The organism is Colwellia sp. BRX10-4, from assembly GCF_014077465.1.
Classification (GTDB): Bacteria; Pseudomonadota; Gammaproteobacteria; order Enterobacterales; family Alteromonadaceae; genus Colwellia_A.
In genome coordinates, this window is the sequence record NZ_JACGVZ010000001.1 from 317,323 (window position 1) to 330,837 (window position 13,515).

At 36.2% G+C, this 13,515-nt stretch carries 12 protein-coding genes; all 12 read left to right on the forward strand.

Annotation, left to right across the window (positions count from 1 at the left end):
- The first annotated feature begins 3 nt into the window (after nt 1-3).
- A complete protein-coding gene (gene flgJ / locus H4J67_RS01500) occupies nt 4-1,119 on the forward strand; it encodes a flagellar assembly peptidoglycan hydrolase FlgJ (RefSeq protein WP_182176171.1) in 1,116 nt (371 codons plus the stop codon).
- 54 nt (nt 1,120-1,173) lie between these two features.
- Nucleotides 1,174-3,204: a flagellar hook-associated protein FlgK gene (gene flgK / locus H4J67_RS01505; RefSeq protein ID WP_182176170.1), complete on the forward strand. Its 2,031-nt coding sequence runs from the start codon at nt 1,174-1,176 to the stop codon at nt 3,202-3,204.
- A 9-nt stretch (nt 3,205-3,213) separates the two neighbouring features.
- Nucleotides 3,214-4,416: a flagellar hook-associated protein FlgL gene (flgL, locus tag H4J67_RS01510; RefSeq protein ID WP_182176169.1), complete on the forward strand. Its 1,203-nt coding sequence runs from the start codon at nt 3,214-3,216 to the stop codon at nt 4,414-4,416.
- Nucleotides 4,417-4,530: 114 nt separating this feature from the next.
- Nucleotides 4,531-5,340 carry a flagellin gene (locus H4J67_RS01515; RefSeq protein ID WP_182176168.1) on the forward strand — a complete coding sequence of 270 codons (810 nt, stop codon included), beginning with the start codon at nt 4,531-4,533 and terminating at the stop codon, nt 5,338-5,340.
- Nucleotides 5,341-6,105: 765 nt separating this feature from the next.
- The gene (locus H4J67_RS01520) at nt 6,106-6,909 is read left to right on the forward strand and encodes a flagellin (RefSeq protein WP_182176167.1); all 804 of its coding nucleotides are present in this window, start codon (nt 6,106-6,108) and stop codon (nt 6,907-6,909) included.
- 101 nt (nt 6,910-7,010) lie between these two features.
- Complete coding sequence (locus H4J67_RS01525; RefSeq protein ID WP_182176166.1) at nt 7,011-7,436, forward strand: flagellar protein FlaG; 426 nt, start codon at nt 7,011-7,013, stop codon at nt 7,434-7,436.
- Between the two features lie 67 nt (nt 7,437-7,503).
- Nucleotides 7,504-8,880, forward strand: a complete 1,377-nt coding sequence (gene fliD, locus H4J67_RS01530; RefSeq protein WP_182176165.1) for a flagellar filament capping protein FliD — start codon at nt 7,504-7,506, stop codon at nt 8,878-8,880.
- Nucleotides 8,881-8,951: 71 nt separating this feature from the next.
- Entirely contained in the window at nt 8,952-9,377 is a 426-nt protein-coding gene (gene fliS / locus H4J67_RS01535) for a flagellar export chaperone FliS (protein ID WP_182176164.1), read from the forward strand.
- Between the two features lie 10 nt (nt 9,378-9,387).
- Nucleotides 9,388-9,711 (forward strand): hypothetical protein, encoded by a 324-nt coding sequence (locus H4J67_RS01540; protein WP_182176163.1) that lies wholly within the window; start codon nt 9,388-9,390, stop codon nt 9,709-9,711.
- 10 nt (nt 9,712-9,721) lie between these two features.
- Nucleotides 9,722-11,884 (forward strand): 6-hydroxymethylpterin diphosphokinase MptE-like protein, encoded by a 2,163-nt coding sequence (locus tag H4J67_RS01545; RefSeq protein WP_182202665.1) that lies wholly within the window; start codon nt 9,722-9,724, stop codon nt 11,882-11,884.
- A 12-nt stretch (nt 11,885-11,896) separates the two neighbouring features.
- Entirely contained in the window at nt 11,897-13,222 is a 1,326-nt protein-coding gene (locus H4J67_RS01550; protein WP_182176161.1) for a motility associated factor glycosyltransferase family protein, read from the forward strand.
- Nucleotides 13,207-13,476, forward strand: coding sequence for a hypothetical protein (locus H4J67_RS01555; protein WP_182176160.1), 270 nt, complete (start codon nt 13,207-13,209; stop codon nt 13,474-13,476). The genes H4J67_RS01550 and H4J67_RS01555 overlap by 16 nt, the downstream gene beginning before the upstream one ends.
- Nucleotides 13,477-13,515: the final 39 nt, after the last annotated feature.

Here is a 13,515-nt window from a genome sequence, read left to right on the forward strand (position 1 = left end):
CTTATGATTACACCGACTCAATCTTCACTAACTTCATTGGCACCGCAAGCATCTGTGACCGCTAATTCTCAGAATTTTTTAGACATCAATGGCTTGAATTCTATTCGCCAACAGTCTAAAGAAACTGATAAAGGCTCAAAAGATGCGGCTTTACAAACAGCGGCTAAGCAGTTTGAAGCGATTTTCATGCAAATGTTGATGAAAAGTATGCGTAAAGCACAAGACGTTTTAGAGTCAGATAGTCCCTTTAATTCAGAAAGTACAAAATTTTATCGTGATATGCATGACCAACAAATGTCATTAGAATTATCAAATAACGGCTCTTTAGGTTTATCAGACTTAATCGTTCGCCAGCTAGGTGGTGACACTGAAAGTTTTACCCCGCAGTCATTTTTACAAAGTGATAATCGCTTCAGTAAAAGCAACGGCTTACTCAGCGAAGATAATAATAAAGGCAAGTCAATTGTCGACACAGGGATCCTTATTTCGGCCGAGGATCGTCAAACTAATGACTCAGGTGATCGTTCAACTAATAATCGACAAGCATTATTTGATATGCCACAACGAGCGCCTTCTTCGTCTAACACGGCAAATTCGTTAGATAACAAACCGTCGGTTTATGAAATGCTTGCCATGCAAGAGCCTCAGTATCAGCAACCTAAAGACTTTGTTATGGCATTAACCGAAGATGCTAAACGCGTTGAAGAAAAGTTAAATATTCCCTTTGAAGTTGTTATAGCTCAAGCCGCATTAGAAACTGGCTGGGGACAAAAAATCATCAAAACAGAAAGTGGTCAAAGCTCTAATAACTTGTTTAACATTAAAGCCGATAAACGCTGGGATGGCGACAAAATTAATAAGGAAACCCTTGAATTTGAGCAAGGTGCTATGGTTAAAAAACGTGAACCCTTTCGCGTTTATGAAACCATTAGTGACAGCGTTAATGATTACATGCAGTTTCTCTCAAACAGCGAACGCTATAAAAATGCATTAGACAAAGCTGGCGATGTGGAACACTTCCTGCATAACCTACAGAGTGCTGGTTATGCGACGGATCCCAAATACGCAGAAAAAATTAAGGGAACACTACGAACCGTAACCAGTTTACTAAATAAGTAAATAAGCGCTCAGCATATAAATGCATTGAGTTTTGGTTAGGTTAGGAGTGAAGTCATGTCGGTTAACTTATATAACACAGGTGTTAGTGGTTTACTTGCCGCACAGCAGCAGCTGGCGACAACGGGTCATAATATTTCCAATGTTAATACCGAAGGTTATAACCGACAACGCGCAGAACAAAACTCCTCGGTTGGATTATACAGTGGGGGTAACTTTGTTGGTTCAGGCACTTATGTTCAAGACATTTCACGCATCTACAATCAATTTACTTATAAAGAGCAACTTAGTAATCAAAGTAATTTAGGTAATGCAGATACCTTGCATAAAGACTTAGATCAACTTAACGAAATTATGTCTTTTTCGGGTGCTGCAATTAATGGCTCAATCGAAAAGTTTTACCAAACAATGAATAGTATTGCTGATAACCCAAGTGATATAGGTCTACGTAGTATTGCGTTAAATCAAGCAGGTGTTTTAGCAAGTGACTTTAATACATTAAATGACAATATTGAACAATTAGAAAAATCAGCGAATGGTGAAATAGTACAAATGGCGAATGCTATTTCGAAAATTTCAGGTGAGTTGGCAAAAATTAATGAGCAAATATTACAAAGCCAAGATTTAACTTTGCATGGTCAACCAAATGATTTGCTTGATAAACGTGATCAACTGGTCGATGAACTTGGAGAGTATACTTCTGTTAATACAATCGTTGATGCCAATGGTGTTATGACAGTAATGATTGGTAATGGCGCGACTTTAGTTGCGGGAATAACACCTTTATCATTAAGTGTTGTTTCAGGAGATCCTGATTCTAAAGCTACAGAGCTTAGAATTGTTGGAGCTAATAGTTCAGTTGCGCTTAATGGTTCTGTTCTCGGAGGTTCGTTGGCAGCTAAATTTGAGCTTAGAGATGAGCATTTATCGCAACTAAGACGTGAAGTTGATCGAATGGCTATGGCTATTTCAGAGACTTTAAATCAATCACAATCCGGAGGCTTAGATTTAAATGCTCAACAGGGACTTAATATCTTTACCGATATAAATTCCACTGCTTTACAAGCCGGGCGTGTACTTTCACCTTCAACGAATGCTGGAAGTTTGTCTGCCAGTGTCAATATTACCGACATTTCTAAAATACCAACGGATGAATTCGAAGTTCGATTTGATGGTACAAATTACATCATGACAAATATGAATGATGGTAGTTTACAAAATCTTGGAGCACCAGGCTCTGGCACTTATACAACGTCAAATCCTGATTATGGTTTTGAATTTACAGAATTATCAGGAACACCTGCCATTGATGATAGTTACCTCATCAGACTGACAAAAAATAGTGCTTCATTAATGGCCGTAACGCTAAATGATGGTAAAAACATTGCCGCTAGTACCTCTGTAGGTGTGGCTGTTTCCGATAATAATGTCAGTGATGGTAAAATTAGTATTGTTAACGTTACCGATCCTGTTACCGCAAGAACATTCGCTGATACAACCAATAAGGGATTATTAGTTGATGTTTATGAAAGCTCTGCTGGTGTTTTTTCTTATCGTGTTTATGACGCTGACCCTTTATCTCCTCCACCAACTCCCCCATCAGTTGCTGGTGCAATTGCCTCGGGCACTTTTTTAGCGGGTAATAGTGCTGTTATTGGAATGCCTCCTTCTGCATCACCCGCTGCATTTCAAATTGAAATTACAGGTCAGCCAAAAGGTCAAGGTGCATTAGCACCAGAAGAATTTACCGTTGGCGATGCTTTTGGTTTAGGTAATGGAGCTAATGCCACTTTTATGGCGCTGACTCAAGAAAAGGGAGTCTTAAATTCTGGCCAAGAAACTTTCAGTCAAAGTTTAGCTATTTCAACATCTGATGTCGGAGCTAAAGCAAGTTCAGCTGAATTAGTATCAGAAACTGCTGAAGCTTTACATACTCAAGCTTATAACAGAAACCAACAGATTTCTGGTGTAAACCTTGATGAAGAAGCAGCAAATTTGATGCGATTTCAACAAGCTTATCAAGCATCATCACGAATCATTTCAATTGCTAATACCATTTTCGATACCTTGCTACAAGCGTCTAGGTAGGAGTTATATATGCGTGTATCTACAGCTCAATTTTATTTTCAAAATACTCAGCAAATCACTAATAAATCGTCTGATGTAAATGAACAAATAGGATATATTTCAAGTGGAAAGCGAATTCTAACTGCAAAAGATGATGCGGTATATTTTGGTACATTAGCCGGTTATAAGGAAGGTTTACAGAATATTGAAAAGTATCAACGCAATATTACCCAAGCCGAAAATAGAAACAGCTCTCAAGAAGTATCTTTTCTTAATGCAGAAGGATTAATGCAAGAGCTTAAACAGCTTTTTATTCAAGCGAATAATGGCACGTTATCAGATAGCGACCTAAATGCTTTGGCTGAATTAGCGAGTAATAGTCAATCACAATTACTTAATATTGCCAATAGTAAAGATGAAACAGGTAGTTATATCTTTGCTGGTTTTCAAACTGATAAAGAACCCTTTGCTATGCAACCTGACAAAAGCGTTAATTACTTAGGTGATAGTGGCGTTCGAGAAGTTCAAATTTCTAGAAACGTGATGGTAGCAACAAATCAAGCGGGAGATGAGGCCTTTATGGATGTACCTAATTCAATAGGAGACTTTACTCCAAGTTATACGACGAACACTTCGGGTATCCATGTTTCACAAGCTGTAATCGCTACTCCTGGCCAGTATGACGACGTTAATAATCCTCCGGGTTACACCTTTACTTTTTCTTTGCCTAACGATTTAACTGTAACTGATGGCAATAATAATACGGTCTATCCTACTGCTCCGTATATAGCTGGGCAAGAAATTGCCTTTAACGGTGTTGAAGTTCAAATAAGCGGCAACCCATTGCCCAATGACCAATTTACCTTATCACCAGAAGAAAATATTAGTATTTTTGACACCATTAAAGCTGCTACTGATTGGATGAATCAAAGTGGGAGTACGAGTGAGACTCAACGTGCGGTTGATTATCAAGAGATATTATCACAATTAGATAATGCTCTTAATCATATGACATCACGTCAAGTTGATGCCGGTGTTCGACGGTCCCTTATTGAACAACAGAAAGAGCATCACCTTGATAACGAGCTTGTTTTATCAAAGGGAGAATCAAATATTGAAGATTTAGATTTTGCTAAAGCGATATCTACTTTTGAGCAATCTCAAGTAGCACTTCAGGCCGCTCAGCAAATGTTTGTGAAAATGAAGGACTTATCGTTATTTAATTACATTTAAAAGTGTTGGCATACAATATGCTTTATTATTGATGTGTCAAAAAATATACAGTACGGTTCTTAAAGATGTTGTTATCGGCAAAGAACTATACGCTTACATTAGGAGATGATAACAATGGCTTTAGTCGTTAATAGTAATATCGCATCGTTGAATTCCCAGCGTCAGTTGGCAAATTCAACCAATGATTTAGGTACCTCGTATGAAAGGTTGTCTTCAGGTAAACGCATTAACAGTGCAAAAGATGACGCAGCTGGTTTACAAATATCAAGCCGTTTAACTGCACAAATAAATGGTTTGAATCAAGCATCAAGAAATGCAAATGATGGTATTTCATTAGCACAAACGGCTGAAGGCGCGTTAGATGAGTTTACTAATACCTTACAGCGTATGCGAACGCTAGCTGTTCAGTCAGCGAATGGATCTAATAGTACGGCGGACAGAGTAGCCTTAAATACAGAATTTACTGAGCTAGAGAATGAGTTAATACGTATTTCGAGTCAAACAAGTTTTGGTGGGGTTAATTTGTTAGATGGTACATATTCGGCATCATTTCAAGTAGGTGCTGATGCTAACCAAGTTATCTCTGTTTCAATTTCAACCGATTTTTCTGGTATTGGTACAGGGGGATCAGTAGATTCAGCCGCAAATTCTCAAATAGCTATTGGAAATATGGATGTCGCTTTAGCAGCGGCTACTGGGTCTCGAGCAGATTTAGGTGCTAAGCAAAACCGTTTTAGCTCTGCTATTCGCTCAAATGATAATACCGCACAAAATGTGTCAGCGTCACGTTCAAGAATTCAAGATACTGATTATGCTAAAGAATCTGCTATACTGGCAAAGAATAGTGTATTGCAGCAAGCATCGAGTTCAATGCTAGCCCAGGCTAATCAACAGCCACAAATTGCGTTAAGCTTATTACAATAAACTTAGCCTGATGAGTAAATATTAAAGCCTCGTTGAGGTTTTTTTTATGCCTAGCAAAGTTATTAAACATGTTAATTTAAAAAAGAATAGAGTCAACTTAGCTAAGGGATATGTAATTAAAATGGAAAATGCGCAACAGCTAACAGTAGAATGTGAATAAAGAGATAGGAAATTATAGGTACACAGCTAACCGTAACTTGGCACAGCGGTAGTGGTGAATTATCTAATAAAGCTATAAAATGAGTTTAGCACATAGTTAAAAAGAGTATCTAAACGTTCTTTTAGTCAAAAGTATTAATTGATTACGAAGAAAAGTTATACTTTCAAGTTGTAGTGTGTGATTTTATTGAAATACAAGCTAGTAAATTGAAGTACTCCAAGGTAGTGTCGACTTATAAGATACTTGTATGTGTGAGGTGTTTGAAGATGATTTTGTTAAATTCCTTTTAAGTTATAATGCAAAACCTGCATTAAGTTGTTATAACATTAAGGTTTGATTATCCCCCATGTCACATACAGCTTTGTAAGGGGATAATAGCTCACTTATTAGATATTTAAATATATTTCATAATTTTTTTTATAAAATATCATTTAAATTCAAAAGGTAATGGGTTTAGGTTGGTTTTTTTCTAATTTACTTACAAAAAAGGTTAAAGTTATTTTATGTAGACCCGATAACAATTGTACGACAAGTTACTGATAAAAATTTAGAGTAACTTTTAATATAAATTAATATATAAGAGTGTATACACTCAGGAGTTTACAATGGCTTTATCAGTAAATAGTAATATCGCATCATTAAATTCACAACGCCAATTGTCAAAAGCTACAAATGACTTAGGTACCTCATACGAGCGCTTATCTTCAGGTAAACGTATTAATAGCGCAAAAGATGATGCTGCTGGCCTTCAAATATCTAGTCGTTTAACTGCACAAGTGAATGGCTTAAATCAAGGCTCTCGAAATGCTAACGATGGTATTTCATTAGCGCAAACTGCTGAAGGTGCCTTAGATGAAGTAACGAATACTTTACAGCGCATGCGTACGTTGGCTGTCCAATCCTCGAATGGCTCGAACAGTACCGCTGACAGAACAGCACTTAATAATGAATATACAGAGTTAGAAAATGAAATTGTACGTATTGCCAGCCAAACAAGTTTTGGTGGGGTAGCTTTACTAGACGGTACTTACTCTGCAGAATTTCAAGTAGGCGCTGATGCTAACCAAGTTATTTCTGTATCAATGGATACGGATTTCTCTGGTTTAACCACTGGTGGTATAGATAGTGCTGTCAATGCTCAAGCAGCGATTACTTTGATGGATACAGCATTAGCAACTACCACATCCTCTCGTGCTGACTTAGGTGCTAAGCAAAACCGCTTTAGTTCGGCTATTCGTTCTAATGATAATACCGCGCAAAATGTAGCAGCATCTCGTTCACGTATTGAAGACACCGATTATGCTGCAGAATCGGCGATTCTAGCGAAAAATAGTGTGTTGCAACAGGCGTCAAGCTCAATGTTAGCCCAAGCTAACCAACAGCCACAAATAGCGTTATCATTACTGTAATAATAACGAGGTTAAATAATTAATGGCATAATTAAAGGGCTCTTACTAGTAAGTGCCCTTTATTGCTTTTTAATTTAGACAGTATGGATATGGTGAATGTTATGAATCATAATATTAGTGCAATTCCTGCTAAGGTGGAAAATAGCTTTGTCGCTCAGCCTTTAGAGCAAGGTAATGCTGCTAAACAAAATGATAATTTGATTGAACAAACAAGTAAGTCTGAACAAGATAAAAAGTCTATTGTTCAAAAATCACAATCAATAGAAGTAAAAGAGGAAATATCTAATACAGAGGTCGAAGAAGCAATTGAAGTTGTTTCTTCATTTATTAACAGTACACTAAAACAAGTTGCTTTTTCTCGAGATAATAACGCAGGAAAGATGGTGATTACTATGATTGACAAAGAAACAAATGAGGTAATTAATCAGTTTCCCAGTGAAAAAATTATTTCAATGGCTGAACGAATCAAAGAACTTCATCAGGAAGTTGAAAACATTTCGGGTTTGATTATCGATAGTCACGTATAAAGCACTAATGGCTTCATCTGAGAAGTTCTATTAGTAGATTAAAGGTTTGAACATTGAGGAATATATAATGGCTAATATTACTAGTTTAGGTATAGGCTCAGGCTTGCAGTTAGAGAGCATTGTTGAGGCTTACATTAATGCCGAAGCTATTCCTCAGGAATTAAGGCTACAAGAAAAAGAAGAACGCTTAGGGCTTGAACTTTCAGGGGTTGGTAGCTTCAAATCTGCAATGTCTACATTTAATGACACCTTATCAAAGTTAACCAAAAGTGATGCATTTAATAAACAAATTATTACTTCCTCAACTAGTGCTATTGACTTAACCAGTAATGGCTCTGCCAGTAATGGCGATTTCACTATTGATGTTGAACAGTTAGCGACTGGTACACGTTTGCATTCACAGAACTTTACCAGCTCTGCTGACTTTGTGGGCACAGGTACATTAACATTTGGTAATGGTACAGATAGCTTTGATGTGGCTATTGAAAGCGCAGACAGCCTCTCTGCAATTCGTGACAAAATAAATGCGCAAAGTGAAAACTTTGGTGTTACTGCCAATATAATTAATGGTAGTTCAGGGTCTTTTTTAGTCTTTGACTCTCAAGTTACGGGTGCTGCAAACGCCTTGTCGGTAACAAGCTCTGATGCTTCTCTTGATAGTATATCAACGAACAACTCGGTAGAGCGTATCGCTCAAGATGCTAGAATTGTTATTGACGCTTCTGATACTTCACCCGGTACTACGGTGACAAGTAGTACGAATGAATTTAAGAATACTATTGAAGATATTACTATTACTGTCAAAGAATTGACAGTAGCTGGAGAGCCTGCAGAGCTTTCTATTTCCCAAGATAAAGAAAACGCAAACGCACTGATTGAGGAGTTTATTAGTGGTTATAATGCACTTGCAGATGAGTTGATTGGTTTAGGTGCTGCTAAGCAAGGACGATTAGCTTTTGATCCTAATGTTAGACAAGTTAAACGAGAGTTAGCGGACACAGTGATACAAGCGGTAAGTGGCTTGACGGGGTCAATTGAAAGCTTGAGTGATATAGGTTTAGAGCTCAACCGAGATGGTAAACTTGAGAAGTCTACGTTTAGTTATGAAAATTTTGGCAGCGGCCAGCAAAGGCTAGATAATACCTTAGAGAATAAGTTAACTGAACTTGGCGAGCTTTTTGCATCACCTACAGGTATCGCCACACAAATGGCCGATATGATCGATGGTTATATTGGTAGCGATGGTGTTTTGACACAAAGAGTAACTATTTTAAATGAACGCGTTAGTGGTATTGCTGATGAATTTAGTGAATTACAAGCTCGTTTACGATCGTATGAAGAAACGTTAAGAAATCAATTTAGCTTTTTAGATGCGACAGTTTCTCAATATAACGCCACAGGTGCTTTTCTAACATCAGCGCTTGCTTTACCAGATAATAACTAGGGCTTAATTGACAGTTACTATCTGTATATGCAGAGTAATATCGCTAAAGAACATAATATAAAGGTGAGAGTATGCGTAATAATATAAGAACATATCAAAATATAAATGTGGTCAGTGCTATTAATTCTGCAGATCCTCATAGCATTATTTCAATGCTATTTGATGGGATTTTTAAGAGTGTTTCAATTGCTAAAGGTGCCATTAATCGTAAAGAACTTGAGGTCAAGTCAAAAGAACTCAATAAAGCTATGAGTATATTACGTTCATTACAAGATTCTTTAGATATGGAATCAGAGCCTGAAATTTCAACAAATTTTAATGAGCTATATGCTTATTGTATCGATCGTTTAACTCAAGTAAGCGTATCATTAGATTGTGGTATTATTGATGAAGTTGTTGATTTATTAAAACCATTAGCTGATGCATGGAAAAATATTCCTGAAAGTGATAAAGAAGAAGGGCACACTCTACTGAAATCAAAAGTTCAAGTTAGATAAGTTAGTTTTTGTGTTCACCCAACTTAGTGAAGAGATCCGTTTATTAACTCTTAAAGCTGCTAGTTTAGTTCTATGTGAAGAAATAGAACAGTGTCTCAGTGTGCTTGTAGAACGTCATGCTTTATTGGAAAAGTTAAAAATAATCTACCAAGAATCTTCTCAAAATAATCATGATGCATTATCCTCCAACTTTACTGAATTAATACAATGGATTCAGCAGCAAGATGAGGCTAATTGTTGCAAAATTATAAAATTAAGAGAACAAAGTAAAAAAGATTCAATTAAACAGGTTAGAGCTAAAAAAGCGATTCTTCATTATAAAAAACTTACTTGAGAATAATACTTTGAAAAATGAAAATGAAAATGAAATATTTGACCGTATTGCCTCTCTTGAACAAGAGATAGAAGAACTTAAAAAAAATTCCTCACATATACAAGAACATGAAGCTGCTTTGCAAAAATTAGCAGATAAAATGTCTTTACTTGTATCTTCTGATGAAAATTTAATGTCTCGGTATCAAAGTAATTTATTGGCATTTGAAAAGTATCACCCTCAAATTTATAAATTTTTTAAAGATTATATCCCTGAAAAATATATCGTTGATGCAACTGATGGTTTTGTAAATGCTATAAATGTAGAAACTGGACAACCTTTTTACTCTTATCCTTCTGTGTTATCTACACAATTGCAATTTGATAAATTTACCCTATCTCCTAATATCAAGAAATTTAATTTTAATGTATTATCTGAAAATGAGGCTGACTTTATTCACGTCGATTATCTCGATGCAATGTTAGCCTTATTACCTAAAAAGAATGATGGTGAAACACAGCAGAGCAGAAGTACAACAAATCAATTAAGCTCTCTTATTATATTTGGTGTTGGCGCTGGTTATCACCTAGAAATGTTTGCCCGAAACTATAATATTGCATGTATATATATTATTGAGCCTGATTTAGATCTGTTTTTTCTCTCTTTGTTTAGTATCAATTGGCAATTTGTATTGACTACCTTTGATCAAAATGGATGTCAACTTCATTTATCATTGGGTCCTCAAAAAGAAGCGTTTTTTGATGACGTGATGAAAAAGTCAGCCATGAATGGTCGATATCAAATGGCCAATGTAGCGGGCTATATCCATTACAAATCAGATGAAATAGATACACTATTAGGTGAATTTAATCGCCGATATTTAGAAATGGGACATGGTTGGGGCTTTTTTGATGATGCCGTAATGGCCATTGGGCATACGCTTGGAAATATTAAAAATAAAGTACCTCTGCTTAAGAAGTGTGCTGTTAATAATTTAGACTATACCCATTTACCTGTATTTATTGTCGGTAATGGACCGTCATTAGACCAAGGTATTGATACTATTAAGGCGTTGCAAAATAAAGCCATTATTATCAGCTGTGGTAGTGCGTTAAGCGCATTATATAAATATGGAATAACCCCTGATTTTCATTGTGAACAAGAAAGAACATTCCCTGTCGCTGAAAAAGTAGAGTTGTCTTGTCCTAGCGAATTTTTAGACAGTATCGTACTTCTTGCGCCAACAACAGTACACCCAGCTGTTTTCTCAATGTTTAAACGTTCAATTATGGCTGCAAAAGCCAATGAACCCTCTTCGTCATTATTATTACGCGATGAAGTGGGCGCGACATTATTTAAAGCGTATCACTATATCAATCCAACCGTGGCGAATACCGCCTTAGTGATGGGCTATAATTTGGGGTTTAAATCGTTTCATTTATTTGGTATCGATTTAGGGCATAAACAAGGTGGTAATCATCATAGCAAAAAAAGCATGTATTATAATGCTGACGAACAAGACTTAGATTTATACCCTGTAGATATTGAGAAGGCTATCGAAGTGGACGGAAATTTTGGTGGTAAATTTATTTGTGATTCGTTTTTTTATCAATCCAATAGCGCTTTAAGCCGACAAATACTAGCGTTTGATGATTTACACTGTATTAATTTAAGTGATGGTGCCGCTATTAAAGGTAGTGTACCCATGAACGTGGATCAACTTGAAGGGGTTTTAGATAAAAGCCTACCGATTGATAAAACACAAGTTATTGAAAGTATTCACCAGATAAGTGGATATGTTGATGATGATATATTATTCGAACGATTAGTTACTGATTTAGATTATGAATATTTTGAAGGTGTGTGCCAAAGGTTAGTTATCCTAAACAGTGAACCCGTTAATACCTTTAATGAAGCAACCGCACTGTTAATAAATAATACCGTGGTCATGGAAGCATTAACGGAGCATGCACACTCTTTGTTAATTGGTACCGTCATGCATATGCAGGTTGTGTTAACGCAATTACTTTATAGCTCCGCCAATATAGAAATAGCGATTGAAAACTTTAATAAGGGCTTGGGTTTTTATTGCAAGTTTATTGGAAAAGCGTCAAGTCATTATAAAGAAAATGCTGAACAAGCCCATTATATAAAAGATGGTAAATGGATAGTTAAGCTAAGGAACAATAAATAAGTAGGGAATGTTTTGGATTTTTTTATAGATAACTTAGCGATTATAAGTCGGCAATGGCCAGAAATAGCGCAGAAATTAACAAGAAGTCATTTTGATGTAAGTCAAATAGAGTTAGTAAAAGATGAAGAACTTTCACTTGTATTTGACAAAATACAAGTTGCCAGCAGTTATAACCAAAGTGAAGAGGCTAGATTACAAATTAGTCAGCTGCCTATTAACACACCTAATGTTACACTTTACGGTACAGGGTTAGGTGTCGTTCAAAGCACACTGCTTGAAAGTACTCACCTGAAACGGTTAAATGTGATGGTTTTTAACTTATCGTTATTTAAAGCAAGCCTTACTTATTTTGATCATAAAGAATGGCTCTCGGATCCACGCATTAACTTAAGCCTACCTCAAGACACGAATAAAGTTGAAACCCCCTTTATTGCTTTACCTGCTGAATTAGAATTATCAACAAATAGCAGTGCTCATATTAGGGATCGTCTGTGTTTAGCGCTTGATAATGATTATATTGAGCAGTCTCAAGGTATATTAAATACTGCATTACAACAAAAAATTATGGGTAATATTGACTGCATAGCCAAAGAAAAAGATGTAAGTGAACTCTTTTCAACCGATCTGAATACTTCTTCTAAAACTGATTATATTGTTTGTGCTGCAGGGCCTAGCTTAGCCGTGCATATTAACTGGTTAAAACAATCTGCTACCAGAAAAAAATTTACCATTATAGGGGTAGATACCGCGGTTAAATCCTTGGTAAAAGCGGGGGTAATACCTGATATTATTGTATCGATTGATGCTAATGACAAAGGATCTTTTGACGGTTTGGATGGTGATATTTTTATAAATACACCATTAGTTTATTTTCCAGTCGTAAAAAGTGATTTATTGTCCTTTTGGCAAGGACCAAAATATACAGCGTACTCAATGAGCCAATTATATAATACGGTCAATGAATTATACCCAAGGGGTCGATTATATTGTTGTGGCAGTGTTATTCATCCGAGTATTGACCTCTCTGTAAAAATGGGGGCAAAGAAAGTATTACTCTTAGGTGCTGATTTTTCCTTTCCTGGAAACAAAATACATACGCCCTATAAAAATTCTCCTGAAGAAGTTACGTCTCAACAAACGGCAGAGCAGACCAAACACTGGGTTATTAATGGCGAAAATGAAAGAGTACCAACCTTGTTATGTTATCGAGGTTACCTACGTGATTTGGAAGACTATATAGCGTTAACTAAAGGTGTCGATTTTTATAATGGTAGTAGTAAAGGCGCACTAATTAAAGGGACATCAATTAAAGGAGCTACTTCATGGGAGAAACGTTAGTTAACACAGAAAAATTATCTAATTTAATTGATGAAGCAACCTTATTATTACTCCATGCTAAAGAAGGTGAAGCAAATAAATGTTTGGATACCGTATTTGGTGAACTATTACGACTATCTTCTTCACTTGACAGTAGTACGGTAGCTAATTTATCGAAAATAATACCTATTATGTATGATGCTCAGCAACGTCGTGACCATGTCTATTTAGTCGATATTCTAAAGTATGAATTACCTAAGTATATCCCATTATGAAGTTAGGTTTTGATGGTCATATTGATTAATATTTTGCCC